Raw genomic sequence first — 19,322 nt, forward strand, 5'->3', positions numbered from 1 at the left:
CTTAAGAAATACGGCTACCAACCCAGTAAGCAAAACTCGCACACAAGGCGGTAACAAAACTGCCCCAGGCAATATCAATGAAAGCCAATTGTGTTGGAAAGTTTCTAACCACCGCCAGATTAGTGAGGTCATAGGTCATGTAGCAAAACAGGCCAAACAAAGCGCCATATTGCAGTGCATATATCCAAGACTGTTTTGATAATGCCGGAACAATCACAAAAATACAGACGCCCAAGGCGTAAATCAGGTAGAAGGCGAGTCCAGCCAGAAGCTTAGGTTCGCTGGCCATTAAGTCACCCATCTCATTGCGATAGAGGTTTTTTGCGATTCCCAAAAGCCACACTAAATCGATTGCAATGAGGGCAATTAAAAACGAGAGGTAGATAGCAAAATTCTTGATCAATTAAGTTACCTTTATTCTTTTATAGGCTAATAATAAGTATTATGATGGAAAGAGCAAATGAGTAGTTCAATTTAAAGGGAGTCAACATGTTTAAGCATTTATTGGTGCCAGTAGACGGTTCAGATGTTAGCAAAAAATCTTTAAAGAAAGTCGCCGCACTTGCTAAGGCGGATGGCGCTGCAATTACGTTGGTATATGTTTCTGATCCTACGCCTCCGATGGTTTATTCAGATAGCACCATGGGTTATGGAATTTCGAAGAAACAGCACTCAGAAGCTTGTGCAGCTTATGCGCAGGATGTATTTAAGAGGTCGACAACCGCACTGGGAGCTGGCGCTAAGGTGAAAAGTCTTCACATTGAAAATAGCAACCTATCTGAAGGTATTTTGGCTGGCGCAAAAAAAGCGAAAGTGGATGTGATTGTGATGGCGTCTCATAAGCGTACAGGCATCAAAGGGATCCTGTTAGGTAGCGAGACTCATGAAGTCATTGTGCATTCCACATTGCCAGTATTAGTTCTGGGTTAATTTGCTTAGCCTCAAGTTAAAAGGGTCCAATTGGACCCTTTTTATTGCAGCAGCATTCTTGAATGTATTTAGTTGGGCTTAATAGGGCTACCTAGCAGAAGCATCTCTCTAGTTAGCTGCCCACTCTCGTTATCGCGCATGGACCATAAATCAAGTTGGGTTTTGGAGCCATAGGGGTCTACATAAATCCCATTTTTTCTTAATTCAAAATGAAGGTGTGGCCCCGTTGATCTCCCGGTTGTTCCTACGTAGCCAATTTCCAAGCCGCGCCGCACTTCGTTACCCAACTCAAGCTCTACGTTGTAACTGCTCAAGTGTGCATAGTATGTGTGGTAATTGCCCGGATGCTCTAAAACAATTAAGTTTCCAAATGCACCGCTAAAGCCTATGTGCACTACTTTGCCATTGGCAACACTAAAAATGGGGGTGCCGATTGGGGCAGCATAGTCAATCCCCATGTGGGCACGATAGCGTTGCTTTGTTGCTGACGCCTGGGTTGGGACTGTTGACGCAGGATTCTTACTACGCTTACTCGAAGATGCTCTTACCATGCCAACTCCCCGAGAAATACGGCGATAGCTTAATGGGTTAGTCCAGAAGAAGCGCTCTAGTGATTCTCCGGTTCCGGTAAAGAAGCCTCCAGGAATATCATTGCGCTCCATCCAAAAAGCATTCGCATAAACGTCTTTGGTGGTGGGGTCAATAATTTCAGCAGCCCAAATTTGCGCCCATCTTTCTCGATCACCAAAGTCAACAATCAAGCGCACAACGCTGTTGGTATTTTCAAGAGAATTATTTTCTTCAGGGTAGATTTGCTTGATCAGGGAATTTAATTCCCAAACCAGCTCAACTGGCAATTGATCGCTTACTTTTCGAGTGTCATACAAGACATCTCTCAAAGGAATGCGAATCTCGGATAAACGCTTGGACTCATCTTTGAGATAGTCTTGCTGAATTAAAAACCCACCAACAGCTGATGGTGTAAATGTCCATACTTCAGTTTTGCTATCTTGGATTGGGCCATTCATGATGCTCAATGAGTCGAAACGATTACGACTTCCAAAGGCAACCGCATAAGGGATGCAATCTCCACGCATGTGATCAAAAAATGTTTTGGTCTGATTTTTGAAGAATTCAGCGAACTGCCGATTATCAATGCCTACGCTAGCCGGCAGGCTATCTTCATTAAAATTACGTCTTAGACATCCTTGGGCTACTCGATAGTCAAGGTTTGCATCGCTATCGAGCATCAATTCATCTGGGGCTTTTCGCTGAAATAGCGATGGGTTTAGGCTCATGCTATTGGTTTTTGAGCCGGTACCCGCTGATTTATCTTTGAAGCCAACCTGCCTGCTGGTTTGAACGATAATTTTCTTGCGCGCTTGGGTTGTGCTTTGGGTTTGGCTACTTTGGACTTGAGCTGCATAAGCCAAGCCCGGAGTTGAGCTAAGAAAGGCGCAGCCAGACAAAATGATTACCCCCTTAGTAAACAGGGACCCAAGAGATGCTTTTTTATTCACCCCTCAATTATCTAATAATGTGAGAGCATCTCTGAATAAATATGCTGTGCTGCAGCAAATCAGATTTAATCTTGATCTGGGGCTATTTTGAGAACTTCAAGGGCTACTTTCAGTCTTTGCTCATAATTTTTCTTTACAAGGGCCGCCTCATCGGCTGGCCAAGTTCTAAAACCAGCACCTTTAGCAATGTCAGTTTTGCCACTTTTAACTAAATTTGTTGCACAACTTGGCGGTTTGAGAATGTTGGAGAGTGAATATATCAACTTTGCAGCAAATCTAATTCACAAGATACCTGTTCGGATATCAACAACTCAGCTCATTTTCGCCATGTGTATTTGTAGTGGAGTGGGCTAATTAATCATTGTTCGTGCCCCTACTAGCAAATTAAATTCTCGATACAATCAATTTTTATTAAGGAGTTTAGATGCCGATTATTGAATCCATCCAAGTTGCCTCTGTTGCAGTGCCTTTGGATAAAGTTACTTCATTTTCCACTCGTACTGTTTCCGAGCGTCACTATTGCCTGGTAAAAGTTCGTGGCATGGATGGTAATGAGGGTATCGGCTTTTGTTATGTCGGTAGTGCCGGCGGAGATATTGCCAAACTTGCCGTTGAGCAATTGCTAGCGCCAAAACTCATTGGCCAAAATAGTCACCGCAGTGAAGGTCTCTGGATGGAGATGTATAACGAATCTATTCTCCAAGGTCGTGCAGGTGCAGTAATGCGCGGCATCTCGATTTTGGATACGGCTTTGTGGGATTTAAATGCACGCTCAGTTGGTTTGCCTTTACATCAATACTTGGGTTCAGTGGTTGATGATCGGGTGCCAGCTTATGCTAGTGGTGGTTACTATCTTGAAGGTAAAACGCCTGCCAAGTTAGGCAAAGAAATGGAGTCTTACGTAAAGCAGGGCTTTAAGGCAGTCAAGATGAAGGTGGGGCGTTTATCACCATCGGAAGAGGAGGCGCGTGTAAAGGCGGCTCGCCAAGCGGTAGGTGACAATGTATTGCTCACTCTTGATGCGAATAATGCCTGGCGCGATCTACCTACGGCTCTCGAGTATGTGCGTCGCTTTGAAGCATACAACCCGTATTGGATTGAAGAACCTTTTTCTCCAGATGCGATTGATTTACATGCTGCCTTGGCGCGCCAAACCAAAATCAACGTTGCTACCGGTGAGATGGAGGCGGGACGCTGGCGTTTTAGAGAGTTGATTGATGCTGGTGGAGCTGCCATTCTGCAATCTGATGCGGCTGTCTGCGGAGGTATTACCGAGTGGAGAAGAATTTCTGCATACGCTGATTTGAAGGGTGTCATAGTTTGCCCGCACTGGATGCATGATTTGCATGCACCATTGGTGGCATCTACGCCTAATGCACGATTTGTCGAATTCTTCTTAGATGATCAGGTGCTGAACTTCCGAAGATTGATCAATAAGCAGCTGACATTTAAGAATGGGGACTTGATTTTGCATAAAACCTCTGGCCTGGGTTTCGAGTTCGATGAAGCTGCTGTCAAGAAATATGCAGGTAAAGCTGCCTGGACCAAGATCTCTTAAAATAAGCAACTACTGGAAATAATAAGGCCCGCTCAAGCGGGCCTTATTATTTTGAGGATGTGATCCGTCCGCCTATCAGGTGTACCTTAAGAAGATCTAGGATTAAGTTTGAAATGGGTAATCGTTTGAGTTACCAGTACCAAGCCAAATCCAACAAAGCCAACTAAGTCCGCCTCTGTGGAAGGGTAGGCAAGAGCAACCCCAGAGATCACCATGATGATTCGCTCAAAGATCTTGGTTTTCTCAATAAACCAACCTTGTAGTCCACCGGCTAGGCAGATGATTCCAACAACGGCCGTGAAAGAGACCCAAGCAATTTGCATCCAGTCCGCCTGCTCTAGAGCGCTGATTGATCCCATTAATAACAAGCTAACGCCTGACTTATCTAATACAAACATAAATGGAACCAGAATGGCTGGAGCAACATACTTCCAAGTTTGCAAAGTGGTCTTGTAGGGATTACCTTTGCAAATCGCAGCTGCAGCAAATGGCGAGAGTGCAGTCGGTGGCGATACTTCCGAAAGTACAGCGTAATAGAAGATAAACATGTGGGCTGCAAAAGCAGGCACGCCTAAATTAATCAAAGCAGGCGCTGCGATTACCGCACAAATAATGTAAGAGGCTGTTACTGGAACAGCAAGGCCAACCACCCAAACCACGAGAGCGGTAAAAATAGTTGTCAGCAAGAGCGAGCCACCTGCATACTGAATCACAATCGAGCTAAATTTTAGGCCAAGACCGGTTAAGGTAACAGTACCCACAATGAGACCGGCACCAGCACAGGTGGCAGCGATAGCTAAGACACCAGTTGAACCAGTTGCAAGCGCCTTGGTCAGATTAGAGTTGTACAGGCCAGAGAGAATGGGTTCTTTGCCTTTAAACCATGCCCATGGAATGATGGCGGTATCTTCACGCAACATGCTGGATAAGGCCGAAACTACTGTCGCCCAGAATACGGACATGACAGGGGAGAAGCCCATCAGCATAAACACCACAATCGAGATGAGGGAGAAGAAGTGAAACCAGTATTTCTTGGTGAGTTGCCAGGCTGTTTCAGCAGGCTCAAAATGAATATTTTTCATGCCATATTTGCGTACATCAATTTCGACCATCACAAATAAGCCAAGATAAAAAAGGATAGTTGGAATGGTTGCCATCAGCAATACATCTAAATAGGAGATTTTGAGAAAATCTGCAATCAAGAATGCAGCTGCGCCCAGTACCGGAGGCGAGATAATGGCGCCAAGACCGCCTGCTGCCAAAAGGCCGCCAGCAGCATTTTTCTCGTAACCCACTTTGTCCAGCATGGGGGCTGCAACTGAGCCAACCGTAACAGTGGTAGCAACGCCCGATCCAGAGGGTCCGCCGAGCAAGAAGGAGGACATTACGATAGTTCTGCCAACCCCAGAAGATTTTCCGCCCATTGCTGCGAATGAGAAATCAATAAAGAACTTTCCTGCGCCAGTAAATTGCAAGAAAGCGCCGAAGATGGTGAAGAGAATAATGAGGGTTGCAGAAACATCAACGGCAGTGCCATAGATGCCTTCTAGAGTCATATACATGTAGCCTACTAGACGATCAAGATCATAACCTTTATGAGTCCAAGGGGCTGGCAAGTAGTTGCCAAACAATGCATAGAGTAGAAACAGGATAGTTACTGTAACCAAGATCATGCCATTGGTTCTGCGCACACTTTCTAAGATTAGGAGAATTAATGCAATGCCCACCATGACATCGGTAGAGTTAGGCGCAGTATTGCGGTCCATAAAATCATCGCCACCACTCAGAATGTAATACGCGATGGCTACCGAGATAAGTGCGCAGACAATATCCCAAGGCATGAGCCTGTTTTTAAAGCGAGCCGCAATGGGGAAACTTAGAAATACGAGAAATAAAACCAGAGCAACGTGAATGACCCGCAACTCTTGTGTTGGAACGATTGAATACGCGGCATATAAATGAAAGAGTGACATGCCTACTGCTACTAGGGTGATGAACTTCGCCAATAGTCCCTTGTAGTCATTGGAGTCCCCTTCCTCTTGCTTGATAAAGGCATCTAGTTTTTCTTGGGTTTCGTTGTCAATAACGTTTTGATTCATGTCTCAACCTCTATATTTATTTTTATGTACTACTTTATTTTTTCACTACCGTAAAACGAAAGGGGTGAGATTGACTCACCCCCGATAAAAACATTAACTTAATTGAGTTTGACGTTCTTTTCTTTAAAGTACTTAAGTGCCCCTGGATGAAAATCAACAGGGGTTGATTTTGTTTTCTGGTTTTCTAGGCTGACGCTCATAAATTCTTGATGAGTGCGCACTAATTCCAATTTGTTATCAAAGATCGCCTTAACAATTTTATAGGCCTGATCGTCAGGCATATTGGCATTGACTACCAAAATATTGGCGACTGCTGCGACTTTATTGTCTCTAGCCATGCCGCTATAAGTAGCCTTTGGAATGGTAGTTACAAAGTAAAGGTTGCCATATTTTTTATTCATGGCCGCCACCTCTTCGCCAGTGTCGACCATCACAATCTTGGTTCCTGGCGTATTGGCTAAGTCGGTTACGGCTGCTGTTGGTAATCCACCCACCCAGAAGAATGCATCAATTTTGCGGTCTTTAATAGCGTTAACGGATTCGGCAACACTCAATCGCTCACGCTTAACATCCTTGTCTTTATCAATCCCCGCAGCTTCTAGTAGGCGAAATGCCATGACTTCCGTTGCGCTACCAGGAGCGCCAGTGCTAATGCGCTTACCTTTGAGGTCTTTCATGGACTTGATACCAGTAGAGTCCACTGTTACTACGTGCATCAGGTTTGGATAAAGAACTACTAGAGTGCGTAAGTCCACTTTTTTGCCAGCAAACTTACCTTCGCCAATCTGAGCATCTTTAGCGGCATCAGCCATGGAGAAACCAACGTATGGCTTACCAGTGCCAATGAGATTTAGGTTATCTACCGAGCCCCCGGTCACCTCTGCAGTAGCAGACATACCAGGAACTTTGCTTGACAGAACAGATGCAAGACCACCACCCATGGGGTAGTACACGCCACCTGTACCGCCAGTTGCGATGGAAATGTTTTGGGCGCTAACACTCGCGCAAAGAAGGCTAAGTGATAAGGCAATGATTTTGAGTAGCTTCATTGTTGTCTCCTAATTAATTTTTTATATTTTGAAATTACAAACCTGGCATGCTGAAGTTAATTGCTTTGAGCTCGCTGAGAAGTTGCGCTTGTTGCTCAGGGCTTAACTGCATCAATGGTGGGCGCACTCTGAGCCACTCAGAATCTTTGGTGTAATGGGCTACGGCAGTCTTCATACCAGCAATCATTTGGTACTTGGCAAAAATTCCACGTACTTGATCCAGGTTTGCTTGAAGAGCATCAGCGTTTGATTCTCTCCAGTGTGCTGCTAAATCGGCAATGGCTTTTGGGTTGACGTTAGCGGTGGCGGAGATGCAGCCAACACCGCCAGCGCGCAAGGCACGCATGAGGAATACTTCGCTGCCTGCATAAACGCGAAAGCCTGAAGGCGCTAGTAATTTAATAACCGACTCTGTGTAGGACCAATCGCCAGAGCTGTCTTTCATACCAACAACAGTCTTTGGATATTCTTTTGCTAAGCGCTCAAGCAAAGAGAGACTTAAGGTCACTTTAGTAACTGGTGGAATGTTGTAGATATAAATCTGCAAAGCAGTGCTACCTACTTTTTGAATCACCTCAGAAAAATAAGCGAATAGACCATCATCAGTAACATCTTTGTAGTAGAAGGGCGGCAACATTAATACGCCCGCGCATTTATGGTTGACTGCATGACGTGTCATATTGACAGTAGCATCAATCGATGTTGCTCCGGTGCCTGGCATTAAGTGCTCAGGCTTTAACCCGCCCTCTACTAATGCTGTTAAGGTGCTCATCTTCTGCGGAGCAGACATCGAGTTTGCTTCTGAGTTCGTGCCAAAGATAGCCTGCCCAACACCATTAGCTTCTAGCCATTGGCATTGTTTTAATAACTTAGGAGCATCTGGACTGCCGTCCGCCTTAAATGGGGTGATGACAGGCGATAGCACCGCTGGCAAGGTGGAAGGGTGCAGAGAAATCGTCATGCTGGCTCCGTTTTTAGTTACTTACTTCAGATGGAAGTGTTTGTTGGTTAAAGAAGGCTTCTAAATTATCTACGGCTAAGTTGGTCATGGCTATCCGTGTTTCCGAGGTAGCGCTCCCAATGTGCGGTGTTAACAATACATTATCAAGTGTTAAAAATTCATGACTTGGGTTAGGTTCGCTCTCAAAAACATCCAAGGCTGCACCAGCAATCTTTTTATGTTGCAGTGCATATAAAAGTGCCCCCTCATCAACCACACTTCCGCGGGCAATATTGATTAAATATCCTGAGGGCCCTAAAGCTTCTAGAACCTTGGCATTAATCATGTTGTCTGTATCGGAGGTTGCTGGGCAAGCTAAAAATAAGATGTCGCAGGCCTTGGCTAATTCTTGAGCATCTGGATAGTAAGCGTAGGGCAAAGATTTTTTATTGGGCCCTGAATACGCTATCTCAACTTTGAATGGCTCTAAACGTTTAGCCAGATCTTGCCCAATACGACCCATACCAGCGATACCCACTCGTTTACCAGCCAAGGTGGTGGTGAGCCTAAAGGGCGCTTTTGACCAAGCAGTGCTTTTGACATATTCCTGAGCCTCGGGCAGTTGGCGCAGTAGGGCTAGCATCATGCCAATGGCCAGTTCGCATACGGCATCGTTTAGGACGCCAGGGGTGTTGCTTGCTTTAATCCCTTGTTCTTTGAGATAAGCCAAAGGAAGGTTGTCGTAACCAACCCCACAAGTGGCAACCATACGAATACTGGGAATCTGTTTAACTAGGGCCTCAGGCAGCTTGATATTGGAGCGAATTAAAATCGCCTGAAAGTTTCCGGCAGGAGCAGGCGCTTGAGGATCGGGATGATGAAAAGGGGTAAAGCGCCGATCTATTTCTGCCTGCATAATTTCAGGGAAATGGCCGACCTGTAGCACCGAATTGACGGGGATCATGTCTCGCTAACTTTTTTATTGAAATAATGGCCCCATTGTAAGCGGATTTTTCAGAAAAAGTCCTTCCCCTTTTAGGAGAGTATTCATGTTATTTACCCCAGCTGAAACCAAGGTAATTATCGTCGGTGGTGGCACTATGGGTGCAGACGTTGCGGCCGTTTGTGCACGTGGTGGCTGTGCAGTCCAGGTGGTGGAGCCAACTACAGAGCGACGAGCCCTCCTGCCGGATTACTTTGCAAGCACCATGTCGGATCTTGGTTATGAGCATCGTATTCATTTACTGTCTGTTGCGGGTTCGCTTGAAGAGGTTGATTGGTCTGATATTGATTTAGTGATTGAGTGCGTGCCTGAGCGTTTAGATATCAAGCGAGAGCTATTTACTAAGTTGGAAAAATATGCAAAGCCTGAGGCGGTATTGGCGAGCAATAGTACGAGCTTTCCAATTAGTCAAATTGCCAGCGGCCTAAAAACATCTGCTCGTATGATTGGTTTGCATTTCTTTATGCCTGCCCATTTAGTACCTTGTGTGGAAGTGGTATATGGTGCAAAGACTTCGCCAATGGTGGGTGAAAGCCTCTCACGTTTAATGACAGCGTGTGGCATGGTGCCTGTTACTGTGAAAAAAGATCTTCCGGGATTTTTGGCTAATCGTTTGCAGCATGCTTTATCGCGTGAGGCTTTTTCAATGGTTGATGAAGGCATTTGTACACCAGAAGATATTGATAAAGCCGTTCGTTTTGGCTTTGGCTTTCGCTACATCGCAGCAGGCCCAGCCATGCAGCGAGATCATGCTGGCCTTGAGGTGCACGGTGCTGGAGGTGCAACCATCTATCCAACCTTAAACAATTCACCAACGATAGCGAAGTGCTTGAGTGACCGCATTGCTAGCGGCAAGTTTGGCATGAAAACTGGCGAAGGTTTCTTCACCTGGACTGCTGAAACGATTAAGGCTGAACGTGAACGCTATCAAGAAGCGTTGCGTGCTGGCCTAAAGATTATTCAGAAAGATCTTCCTGAAATTAAATAGCAACTAGTTGTTTAGTTGCTTACTAAGAAATATCTTTCAGATGGAGTTTGCTTAGGTGCGGGGCGAGTCGATAAGTAATGAGGACTATGGCAATTGTTGCGACCCCACCAAATACGATGGATGGCACTAAACCGATCATGCTGGCAGCAATGCCAGACTCAAGCGCACCCAATTCATTAGATGAGCCAATGAATATGCCATTAATGGCGCTAATTCTGCCGCGCATATGATCTGGTGTGGTGAGCTGCATGATGCTGCCACGAATCACCACTGATATTGAGTCAAAGCATCCAGAGATAAATAGAAAGAATGCGCAGAGCCATAAATTGCTGGAGATGCCAAAGGCAATAATCGCTGCACCAAATCCTGCCACTGATATCAGAAGATATTTTCCTGAGTCGTTTAGCACGGGACGCCGAGCAAGGTAGATTCCGGTAATCACTGCCCCAGCCGCGGGCGCAGCACGCAATATTCCTAGGGTTTCTGGGCCCGCATTGAGTACCTCCTTCACAAAGGCTGGAAGAATAGACACCGCACCACCGAAGAGAACAGCAAACATATCGAGCGCCATGATGCTCAAAATAAGTTCATGTTTTCTGACGTAATGAAACCCTTCCAAAAAGCTTTTTAGAAAGTGTTTAGATAAGCCGCCCGATTTTTCTTGGACGGCAGTAATGAAAGTAATTCCGTATAAACCAACTGCTCCACAGAAGGCAGCGAGCAGATACGTCCATTCAAGACCAGCAAAGCCAATCATCAGTCCGCCTAATCCTGGGCCCGCTACTACGCAGATCTGAAACGCTGAAGATGCATACGCTGTATAACGAGGCAGTTGATCTCTCGGAATGATTTGTCCGAAAAGCGCCTGATAGGAGGGCCTTAATAAAGCGCGCCCAATACCAATAAATGCCACTGCGGTGTAGATCAATGGAATCGGTGGGCTAAGCCATCCCAATGCGATGACGGTTAAAAATAACCCAACCGCAATATGAATGAGGCAGGCAATTGCAGCAATCCACTTACGGGAGTGGTGATCAACCGCATGACCTGAATATAGAGCCAGCGCAAAGTAGGGAACAAGCTCTGCAAGACCAATCAGCCCGAGTGAAACTACGCTATTGGTGATTTCGTAAAGATGCCAACCTACCGCTACCATTGTAATTTGGTAGCTTAGGGTTGCGCCAACGCGGTACAGCAGTAGGGTTCTAAAGGCTTTGCCGGGATTCATGAATTCCCTCTATTTTAGAGGAGAAGAGGATTATTCTTAAAGGATGAAGAAAATTATTCGAGTCTGGGATCTACCAATCCGCTTATTTCATTGGTTGCTGGTGGTTTGTATAGCCGGTAGCTTTGTGACAATCAATCTGGGTGATGAATTCATTCAATGGCATGCTTATTTCGGTTACAGCATTTTGACCTTGTTGATCTTCAGGATTGTCTGGGGTTTTGTTGGGTCTACCCATGCGCGCTTCGCCTCTTTCTTGCCGACTAAAAAAGCGATTTTTGATTACTTAAGTGGAAGTTCGCCCCGCGTTCTTGGACACAACCCCATTGGTGCAATTTCTGTATTTGCACTGATTTTTGTTTTATGCGTTCAAGTGCTGACTGGCTTATTTGTTGATGATGAGGTCTCCTTTCAAGGGCCACTAGCAAAGTATGTGTCTGGTTCGATTTCTTCATTTTTATCGGAGATTCACGAAGGTAATCAAGTGGTGATTTATACCCTGATTGCAATTCATATTGCAGCGATTTGGTATTACAAAAAATTTAAAGGTGAAAATCTGATTAAGCCAATGATTAGTGGCGACAAAGAAATCGACTTAAGTGAAGAGGCTCAGTACTTGCCTACTGACTTGAGTCGGGCCTCCAAGGATGGAATGCTACAGCGCGGTTTCGCTTTATTGGTTTTAAGTGTGATCGCGGTAGTAGTGGGTTATTTGATTACGAAATAACGATCAAAAAAATTACTTATTTCTTTTTGAAGTCATCATGGCAGCCTTTGCAGGTTGCTCCTACTGCACCAAAAGATTTTTTAATACTTTCTAAGTCGCCTGACTGAGCGGCTTTATTGAGATCAACAACAGCCAATTGCATTTTTTCTGCAGCAGCTTTGAACTTTGCATTGTCTGACCACACCTCAGGTTTTGCTTTGCCGCCTTCAGTGCCAGGACCAAAAGCTTGCCAAGGCAATGTAGACATCATTGCTACGATCTCCGCATTTTTGCTCACATCGTCTTTGTTATAGGGTGCCGCACCTTTAACAACAGCACCAATTCTTCCGAAATGAGTTCCAATGACTGTCATGACGCTTTGACGATATTCAATTGCTTTTTCTGCATTTTGAAATTGAGCAAATGCAGCGCCTGCGCTAATCGCTAAAGCAGTTGCAGTACCTGCTAAAACAAATTTCTGTAGTTTCATGTTTGCTCTCCCTTGATCAATTGGACTGCTTATTTTTAGCATATCCCAGAATAGCAGTTTTGCCCACTTAAAAAATCATTCTGAGGGGAGTCATTAGGAGATTAATGATGCCCAGGAAAAAGCTGCTGAGGGGCTCCATCCATAGGGTGCCAATAATTCCAGTAAAGACTAGACCGAGCACAATAAAGAATCCCCATGGCTCTAATCTGCCCAGGGCGATGGATTGGCGTGCTGGCAAAAGGCCAGCCAAAATTCTTCCACCATCCAGGGGTGGTAGTGGAAACAGATTAAATACTAGTAAACCGATATTCCACATTACACCTGCTTTTGCCATTGAAGTCAGGAAGGGCTCATCAATTCCAAAGCCCTGAACCAGGACCCAAAAGACCGCCCAAATGATTGCCTGTATGAAATTCGATCCCGGTCCCGCTAAGGCAACCCAAATCGAGTCAATTCTGGGGTTTCTGAGTCGCCCAAAATTGACCGGTACCGGCTTGGCATACCCCACCAAAAAAGGAGACCCCGTCAGAATTAAGACGAGTGGAATCAATATGGTACCCACAGGGTCTATGTGTTTAGCGGGATTGAGGCTCACCCTTCCCAGCATGTAGGCGGTGTTGTCGCCGAACCTGCGGGCTGCGTAGCCATGGGCTGCCTCATGGATAGTGATGGCAAAAATTAGGGGAATCGCATTAATTGCGACAGCTTGGATAGAATAGTCAGTAATCATGGCAATATGATATCCATAGGAGCTCAAAGTGACTGACGAAAAGAAACCCGATTCAAAAACCCCAGCAAAAGCGCTAGCGGCGAAGCCGCCAGCACGTCCACCCGTACCCAAAGGACCCTCTGGCCCAGCTGGAAGGCCTCAGGCAGGCTTTGGTGGGGGAAAAGGCATGATGCGCAAGGCTGGTCGCGGTCGATAGTGGATAATTACCCTATTCATTAATGAGTTTATAGAGGATTTAGCATGAACGAATGGCATAACGAATCTAAAGAAGAGATCAACAAAAAGATCATTACATTGGTCGTGATGTTGGCCGCTGCTACTAGCTTGGCTATTTTGTTTGCCTTGGTTGCGGCTCATACAGGTTACGTATTCGGTTAATCAGTATTAATGACTAGCCATCGCCAACCTGCAATATTTGCTGGCCATGGCAGTCCGATGTATGCCATAGAGCCCAACTTCTATACAGCGGCATGGTCAGCTCTTGGAAAATCATTAAAGCGTCCTGACGCGATATTGGTGATTTCAGCGCATTGGGTAACCCGAGGAGTTTGGGTTACTGCAATGGCTAAGCCAAAAACAATTCATGATTTCGGTGGCTTTCCGCAAGCACTGTTTGATGTTCAATATCCAGCTCCAGGTAGCCCTGCATTAGCTGATCGTGTGCAAGAATTATTGAGCGTCCCTGTCGTACTTGAAGAGAATGAATGGGGTATTGATCATGGCGCTTGGTCGGTTCTGAAATACATGTACCCCAATGCAGATGTGCCTATAGTGCAGTTGAGTCTCGATGGTGCGATGTCAGCACGTGAGCACTATGAGCTTGCTAAGGAATTACGCCCCCTGCGCGATGAAAATATTTTGATTTTATCTAGTGGTAATGTGGTGCATAACTTGCGCACCATTCATTGGCAAGAGGGTGCTGAGCCTTACCCATGGGCAAAAGAATTCAATGATTTTTTTGCTTCAGAAATGCGCGCCAATCATCATGAGGCATTGATTGACTGGGAGCATTTTGGTGATGCAGCACACCTATCTATTCCGACCGCAGAACATTATTGGCCAGCCTTGTATACCCTGGCCTTGCAGGAAGCGGGAGAGCAGGCCAAAATCTATACAAATGGAATTGAGATGAGTTCAATTAGCATGCTGGGTTTTTCAATTCAATAACAAGAGCAGATTATGTGGCTTCCTATCTTTGCAATCTTTTTTGGAGCGGGCTTCGGCGCTTTATTAAGAGCTGGCTTTAATTACGCCACCGTAGGGATGGCTTCTGCGCTGCCATTGGGTACTTTTATATCGAATATGGTTGGCGGATACTTAATTGGGATTGCAGTTGCCTTCTTCGGTAACAATCCAAGCCTTTCTCCAGAGTGGAAACTTTTAGTGGTCACTGGTTTCTTAGGAGGTTTGACTACCTTCTCAAGCTTTTCTGCTGAGGTGGTTGGCTTTATGCAGCGCGGGGAATTTACCTGGGCTTTGGGCACAGCCCTACTTAATCTAGTTGGCTCACTTGCGCTCACCTTTTTGGGGATCTTGACCTACCAGGCTTTTAAATAAAATTGGGGGCACTAAGCCCCCAATGCCATTCAAAATTGAATTCCTTACTCCGGCTTGATATTAGCTGTTTTTACAACAGCACTCCATTTGGCACTTTCAGCTTTAATCAGGCTGGCAAATTCAGCTGGACTCCCTCCGCCAATCTCATTCCCTTGAGAGAGTATGAGTTCGCGTAGTTGTGGATCTCTAAGCGCTTCATTTGCAGCGGCATTTAATTTATCGATGATAGCCTTTGGCGTCCCCTTAGGCGCAATCAAGCCTTGCCAATTGAGAACCTCAACCTTGGGATAGCCAGCTTCAGCAAAAGTAGGTATGTTCGGTAGAAGAGGGGAGCGCTTCTTGCTAGTAATAGCAATGGGGCGTAACTTATCGGCTTTGATGCTTGGCATCGCTGAATACATTTGATCAAACATCATGGTGACGTTTCCGGCCATTAGATCGGTTAAACCAGCAGATCCACTCTTATACGGTACGTGAATCATATCGATGCTAGCGCTTTGTTTAAAGAGCTCACCGGATAATTGATGGCTACCTCCAATGCCGCCCGATGAGAAAGTGAGAGTACCCGGCTTAGCTTTAGCGGCCGCAACAATTTCTTGTACTGTTTTATATGGTGAGCTTGGATTGACCACCAGCACCAGAGGCCCTTTTTCAATCAAAATGATAGGCGTAAGATCTGCTTCTGGGTCGTAACGCAAGTTGCCAAAGAGCGTTTTATTAACAGCCATGGGCGCGAAGTTGCCCATCCCAATGGTGTAGCCATCTGGAGCGGCTCTAGAAATGAATTCTGTACCAATGTTGCCGCCAGCCCCCGGTTTGTTATCAACGATGATGGGTTGCTTGAGAATGACACTCATTTTTTGGGCAATCTGACGACTGCGTGAGTCTGCGCCACCACCGGCACCATAAGGAACAATGAAATTAATGGGTTTGCTGGGGTAGTTATTTTGCGCAAAAGCAGCGGCAGAAAATAAGGTAATTAGACTTATTAAACAGACTGAAAAGTTCTGAATGAGTCGCATATTTATCCTAAGAAAAGTGATTTAAATAAAACCCAGAATTCCTAAAGCGCCGCCAATTGCAATGAGATAGAGCGGATGCCAGCGTGTGAATAATGTAAAGCCGATAGTCGCAAGGGTCAAGGCGTAGGCTGCCGCGCCATGGTTAATTTGAATAGCAATTTGCCATGCAGAAGAGAGAACCAGCCCAATAGCTAGTGCTGCCGCTGCGTATTGAATAGATTTCTTCTTGATAGGATCTTGAATACCCATAATAAAGCGCTGCAAAAAATAAATCAGGATGGATGAGGGCCATGCAATTGCCAGTGTGGCAATAAGCGCACCTAGTACACCATAAATATGCCAGCCTAATAGCGTGACAGTCATAAAATTAGGGCCGGGTGCTGCTTGCGCTATAGCAAAGTAATCTGAAAAAGTTTGCAGATCAATCCAATGCTCTTGATAGACGGCTAAGTTCAACAACTCTGGTAGCAATGCATTCACGCCTCCAAACGCAACAAGCGAGAAGGCGGATAGTTTCAGAAAGACACTAAAAAGCATACTCATGAACTAAGCGCTTTTTTACGTGCCAAGAACAGTGCCAGCGGTAAAACAGCAAGCACAACCCAGCCCAGACCGAGATGAAAGAAGGTAACTGCACAGATGGTGATGACCACTACTAGCAGCATCAGAGGAAAGCGAAACTCATCGCGCAGCATCTTGAAACCAGTTGAAGCGATGAGACCTACACCTACTGCAGAGATGCCTCGCAATAGTCCTTTCACTGTATCCAAATAGCTGTAGTGTTGATAGAGCGTGGCAAGTAACAGCACAATGGCAATTGGTCCGAGGATCAGACCAAGGACTGCAGCAGCAGCTCCCCTTGCTCCCGCAAATCGAGAGCCAACGCAAACAGCGAGGTTAACAATATTGGGGCCTGGAACGATCTGGCAAATACCAAGGATGGCACTAAATTCCTCGGAAGTCAGAATTTTGTCCCGCTCAACTAGGGTTCGTCTGGCCCAAGGGAGAACACCACCAAAGCCTGACATGCCAATTTTGCTAAAACTGATAAATAGCTGTGACGGGGTTAGGTTATGCATCGAGGGCGCTGTTTATTAATAAATTATTGAGGCTTAAAGGGGTGTGGTACTGGTTTATTTTCTAGCCATGCTTCTAGAGTTTCTGTAATGCCTTTTGAGAAAGTCTCAAAAATTGGTTCAGCAATAAAGCCTAAATGAGGCGTCACTAAAAGATTGGGAGTGTTGCGTAGTGCATCTTTTTCAGGAAGGGGCTCAACATCAAACACATCCACCGCTGCTTGTCCTGGTCTACCTGCGGCAAGTGCCTTTTGGAGGTCGGGCATATTAATGAGTGCAGCACGTGAAGTGTTGATTAGAACTGAATCTGTACGCATTAGCGCCAATTGATCGGCGCTAATCAATCCTTTAGTGCCAGGGCCTGCCACTAAATGCATTGATACGACCTTAGAGGTTTTGAGTAACTCATCCAAGCTAACGGCTTTTGCATTTTCAGCGGCTGCACGTTCTGGGGTCATGCGCGGGCTCCAGGCTACAACCTCCATACCAAAGGCGGCGCCAACGCGCGCCACACGACTGCCAATAGCGCCTAAACCCATGATGCCTAAGCGTTCGCCAGAAAGCATTGGCAGGAGAGAGAATGCATCGCGCCAGCCACCAGAGGCAATCAGTTTATTTTCTTCAACCAGACGCTTAGATGCACCCAGAATCAAAGCCCAAGTAAGCTCAGCGGTAGTTTCTTTGGAGGGTCCACCGGGTGTGCAAGCCATGGGAATGTTTCTTGAAACCAAGGCCGGCGCCTCAAGAGTGCCATTGCGTTCGCCAGTAAACATTAAAAACTTGAGTTTTGGTAAGCGCGCGATCATCGCCTCATTGAAGGGCGAGCGATCTCTTACGATAGCAATTGCGTCGGCATCTTTTACTGCTTCATATAAGGCTTCATCACGCAAAGGCTCATGGTAGATGGTGAGCTTAGCTTGTTGATCTAACTTATCCCAGTTAGAGAAGCGACGTAGAGCGCGCTCATAATCCCCAAGAATAACGATGTTCGGTAATGAAGCCATGGATAAAAAACTTTCAGTTGAAATTAGTCTGGAGTGCAAAGGCTTAAGATTTGCTTGAGGTCTGGCGCTTGTCCTAACTTCCAGAGTGCGGAAATCAGTTGACGGGTTTTCTCTTTTCCAATCACTGGCTCGGCCAAGCTTGTAAATTTTTGCTCCAAGTTTGCATCGCTCATTGGGTTTTCTACTGAACCAATCGCATTCTTTACGAAAATATGCACTTCTTTGCCATCCTTAAGGAAGGCTTTAACGTCCACAGATGCTTCACTAATAGAAGTATCGGTAGTCGCATTCACCTTAGCGCGCAAAGCTACAACGTCAGGACGGTTAACGATGTCATCTGCATATTCACCTTCACCTGCTTGACCAAACATCAAGCCTACAGCACAGCCGTGATACACGCTGAACTTGCCTTCCAGTCCATCCTTAGGTGTTTTCTTGCCAGTTAATTCCAGTACCAGTGGGTGAACACGCAACTCAATGCGTTCAACCTCTTCTGCCTTGACACCTTGGGCGCGTAATTGGGCGCAAGCATCAATGGCTGGGTGAATCACAATTCCGCAAGCAAAAGGTTTGTAGGTATTTAGGGAAATCTCAAAAGATTTTCCGAGGGCGCGATCAATTTCTGACCAGTCACACTTAGTAGAAACGGTTTGCATATAGCCACGACCCGCTTCAAGCGCTTTAGAGCTTGCAGTAAAACCATGTTTTGCCAACAACGCAGAAAGTTGACCTGCACGTGCAGCGCCACCCGGATGAAAGGGTTTGGTCATCGTGCCAAATTGCTCGCGCATACCAACCGGTTGTGAGGCAGCAATACCCAGAGCCATAATTGTTTTTTGCAGATCAAGACCCATTAAGCGTGAACATGCAGCAGCAGAACCCAACATCCCTGTGGAGCCGGTGATATGCCAGCCACGATGGTAGTGATCTGGATACATTGCATTACCGACTCGACAGGCAACATCAATGCCTAGAACAAGAGAGTCAATCATTTGGCGACCATTGGCACCAATGTGTTCGCCTAAGGCTAGGATTGCAGAAGCCACTGGGCCAGCTGGATGAATCACGGTTTTGAGGTGGGTATCGTCAAAGTCAAAAGTATGTGAGCTAATACCATTAATCAAAGCCGCTCCACCCATATCTACTTTATCTTTGCGACCGAGAATGCTGGCTTGTGGGGCTGGCTGAAATTCACGAATAGCGGCTAAAGACGATTCAACGCTCTCATGATTGGCTGCGCCAATCGCACAACCAAGCCAGTTTAAGAATGTACGATGCGCTTCGTGCTCAACCTCTGGAGTCCATCCTTGGCTTGGGTGAGTATTAACAAACTCCGCCAAAATTTTGGTGACTGGTGGTGCATTGAGATCGGCTGCTGCAGCAATAGCGTGAGACATATCAATTTCCTATGAATAAGTATGAATA

23 protein-coding genes are annotated in these 19,322 nt (G+C 45.9%); 8 read left to right on the forward strand and 15 right to left on the reverse strand.

Annotation, left to right across the window (positions count from 1 at the left end):
* Position 1: 1 nt before the first annotated feature.
* On the reverse strand, positions 2–403 hold the full coding sequence (locus VC188_RS07635; protein ID WP_323483553.1) for a DUF2177 family protein: 402 nt from the start codon (positions 401–403) through the stop codon (positions 2–4).
* 86 nt (positions 404–489) lie between these two features.
* Here VC188_RS07635 and VC188_RS07640 point away from each other — a divergent pair, with 86 nt between their 5' ends.
* Positions 490–930 carry a universal stress protein gene (locus tag VC188_RS07640; protein ID WP_323483554.1) on the forward strand — a complete coding sequence of 147 codons (441 nt, stop codon included), beginning with the start codon at positions 490–492 and terminating at the stop codon, positions 928–930.
* A 68-nt stretch (positions 931–998) separates the two neighbouring features.
* Here VC188_RS07640 and VC188_RS07645 read toward each other — a convergent pair whose 3' ends face one another.
* Both VC188_RS07645 and VC188_RS07650 read right to left on the reverse strand, forming a co-directional pair.
* Positions 999–2,450 carry a M23 family metallopeptidase gene (locus tag VC188_RS07645; RefSeq protein WP_323483555.1) on the reverse strand — a complete coding sequence of 484 codons (1,452 nt, stop codon included), beginning with the start codon at positions 2,448–2,450 and terminating at the stop codon, positions 999–1,001.
* 65 nt (positions 2,451–2,515) lie between these two features.
* A complete protein-coding gene (locus VC188_RS07650) occupies positions 2,516–2,713 on the reverse strand; it encodes a hypothetical protein (RefSeq protein ID WP_216154529.1) in 198 nt (65 codons plus the stop codon).
* Positions 2,714–2,874: 161 nt separating this feature from the next.
* Between VC188_RS07650 and VC188_RS07655 the strand changes: the two genes are divergently transcribed.
* Entirely contained in the window at positions 2,875–4,008 is a 1,134-nt protein-coding gene (locus VC188_RS07655; RefSeq protein ID WP_215320631.1) for a mandelate racemase/muconate lactonizing enzyme family protein, read from the forward strand.
* An 86-nt stretch (positions 4,009–4,094) separates the two neighbouring features.
* Here the strand turns inward: VC188_RS07655 and VC188_RS07660 are convergent, their stop codons facing one another.
* The 4 genes from VC188_RS07660 to VC188_RS07675 form a co-directional block, all read right to left on the reverse strand.
* A complete protein-coding gene (locus VC188_RS07660) occupies positions 4,095–6,107 on the reverse strand; it encodes a TRAP transporter fused permease subunit (RefSeq protein WP_323483556.1) in 2,013 nt (670 codons plus the stop codon).
* Positions 6,108–6,205: 98 nt separating this feature from the next.
* Positions 6,206–7,156 (reverse strand): TAXI family TRAP transporter solute-binding subunit, encoded by a 951-nt coding sequence (locus tag VC188_RS07665; protein WP_215320627.1) that lies wholly within the window; start codon positions 7,154–7,156, stop codon positions 6,206–6,208.
* A 34-nt stretch (positions 7,157–7,190) separates the two neighbouring features.
* Positions 7,191–8,117, reverse strand: a complete 927-nt coding sequence (locus tag VC188_RS07670) for a dihydrodipicolinate synthase family protein (protein WP_323483557.1) — start codon at positions 8,115–8,117, stop codon at positions 7,191–7,193.
* A 13-nt stretch (positions 8,118–8,130) separates the two neighbouring features.
* The gene (locus VC188_RS07675) at positions 8,131–9,060 is read right to left on the reverse strand and encodes a 2-hydroxyacid dehydrogenase (protein ID WP_323483558.1); all 930 of its coding nucleotides are present in this window, start codon (positions 9,058–9,060) and stop codon (positions 8,131–8,133) included.
* A gap of 85 nt (positions 9,061–9,145) precedes the next feature.
* On the opposite strand from VC188_RS07675, the gene VC188_RS07680 reads away from it, so the two are divergent.
* Positions 9,146–10,087 (forward strand): 3-hydroxyacyl-CoA dehydrogenase family protein, encoded by a 942-nt coding sequence (locus VC188_RS07680; protein ID WP_215320621.1) that lies wholly within the window; start codon positions 9,146–9,148, stop codon positions 10,085–10,087.
* A gap of 22 nt (positions 10,088–10,109) precedes the next feature.
* Here VC188_RS07680 and VC188_RS07685 read toward each other — a convergent pair whose 3' ends face one another.
* Positions 10,110–11,315, reverse strand: coding sequence for an MFS transporter (locus tag VC188_RS07685; protein ID WP_323483559.1), 1,206 nt, complete (start codon positions 11,313–11,315; stop codon positions 10,110–10,112).
* A 43-nt stretch (positions 11,316–11,358) separates the two neighbouring features.
* On the opposite strand from VC188_RS07685, the gene VC188_RS07690 reads away from it, so the two are divergent.
* Positions 11,359–12,039 carry a cytochrome b/b6 domain-containing protein gene (locus VC188_RS07690; RefSeq protein ID WP_323483560.1) on the forward strand — a complete coding sequence of 227 codons (681 nt, stop codon included), beginning with the start codon at positions 11,359–11,361 and terminating at the stop codon, positions 12,037–12,039.
* A gap of 16 nt (positions 12,040–12,055) precedes the next feature.
* Here the strand turns inward: VC188_RS07690 and VC188_RS07695 are convergent, their stop codons facing one another.
* A complete protein-coding gene (locus tag VC188_RS07695) occupies positions 12,056–12,508 on the reverse strand; it encodes a cytochrome c (RefSeq protein WP_323483561.1) in 453 nt (150 codons plus the stop codon).
* A gap of 67 nt (positions 12,509–12,575) precedes the next feature.
* The gene (locus tag VC188_RS07700) at positions 12,576–13,238 is read right to left on the reverse strand and encodes a site-2 protease family protein (RefSeq protein WP_215320613.1); all 663 of its coding nucleotides are present in this window, start codon (positions 13,236–13,238) and stop codon (positions 12,576–12,578) included.
* A 28-nt stretch (positions 13,239–13,266) separates the two neighbouring features.
* On the opposite strand from VC188_RS07700, the gene VC188_RS07705 reads away from it, so the two are divergent.
* Genes VC188_RS07705 through crcB form a run of 4 tightly spaced genes read left to right on the forward strand, consistent with a single transcriptional unit; the run spans position 13,267 to position 14,795 of the window.
* Positions 13,267–13,434 (forward strand): hypothetical protein, encoded by a 168-nt coding sequence (locus VC188_RS07705; protein ID WP_158009059.1) that lies wholly within the window; start codon positions 13,267–13,269, stop codon positions 13,432–13,434.
* A gap of 44 nt (positions 13,435–13,478) precedes the next feature.
* Positions 13,479–13,616: a hypothetical protein gene (locus VC188_RS07710; protein WP_169709848.1), complete on the forward strand. Its 138-nt coding sequence runs from the start codon at positions 13,479–13,481 to the stop codon at positions 13,614–13,616.
* A gap of 9 nt (positions 13,617–13,625) precedes the next feature.
* The gene (gene ygiD, locus VC188_RS07715) at positions 13,626–14,405 is read left to right on the forward strand and encodes a 4,5-DOPA dioxygenase extradiol (protein ID WP_215320611.1); all 780 of its coding nucleotides are present in this window, start codon (positions 13,626–13,628) and stop codon (positions 14,403–14,405) included.
* Between the two features lie 12 nt (positions 14,406–14,417).
* Positions 14,418–14,795 (forward strand): fluoride efflux transporter CrcB, encoded by a 378-nt coding sequence (gene crcB, locus VC188_RS07720; RefSeq protein ID WP_215320609.1) that lies wholly within the window; start codon positions 14,418–14,420, stop codon positions 14,793–14,795.
* Between the two features lie 44 nt (positions 14,796–14,839).
* Here the strand turns inward: crcB and VC188_RS07725 are convergent, their stop codons facing one another.
* From VC188_RS07725 to VC188_RS07745, 5 genes are read right to left on the reverse strand one after another with little or no spacing between them, the layout of a single operon-like run.
* Positions 14,840–15,817 (reverse strand): Bug family tripartite tricarboxylate transporter substrate binding protein, encoded by a 978-nt coding sequence (locus VC188_RS07725; RefSeq protein ID WP_215320607.1) that lies wholly within the window; start codon positions 15,815–15,817, stop codon positions 14,840–14,842.
* Between the two features lie 21 nt (positions 15,818–15,838).
* Entirely contained in the window at positions 15,839–16,360 is a 522-nt protein-coding gene (locus VC188_RS07730; protein ID WP_323483562.1) for a chromate transporter, read from the reverse strand.
* Entirely contained in the window at positions 16,357–16,896 is a 540-nt protein-coding gene (locus tag VC188_RS07735) for a chromate transporter (protein WP_323483563.1), read from the reverse strand. The genes VC188_RS07730 and VC188_RS07735 overlap by 4 nt, the downstream gene beginning before the upstream one ends.
* 23 nt (positions 16,897–16,919) lie before the next feature.
* Positions 16,920–17,897 carry a D-2-hydroxyacid dehydrogenase family protein gene (locus tag VC188_RS07740; RefSeq protein WP_323483564.1) on the reverse strand — a complete coding sequence of 326 codons (978 nt, stop codon included), beginning with the start codon at positions 17,895–17,897 and terminating at the stop codon, positions 16,920–16,922.
* Between the two features lie 23 nt (positions 17,898–17,920).
* Positions 17,921–19,294 (reverse strand): MmgE/PrpD family protein, encoded by a 1,374-nt coding sequence (locus VC188_RS07745; RefSeq protein WP_323483565.1) that lies wholly within the window; start codon positions 19,292–19,294, stop codon positions 17,921–17,923.
* Positions 19,295–19,322: the final 28 nt, after the last annotated feature.

The sequence above is a fragment of the Polynucleobacter sp. MG-28-Ekke-A2 genome, assembly GCF_035012985.1.
In the GTDB taxonomy this organism is placed as follows: Bacteria; Pseudomonadota; Gammaproteobacteria; order Burkholderiales; family Burkholderiaceae; genus Polynucleobacter.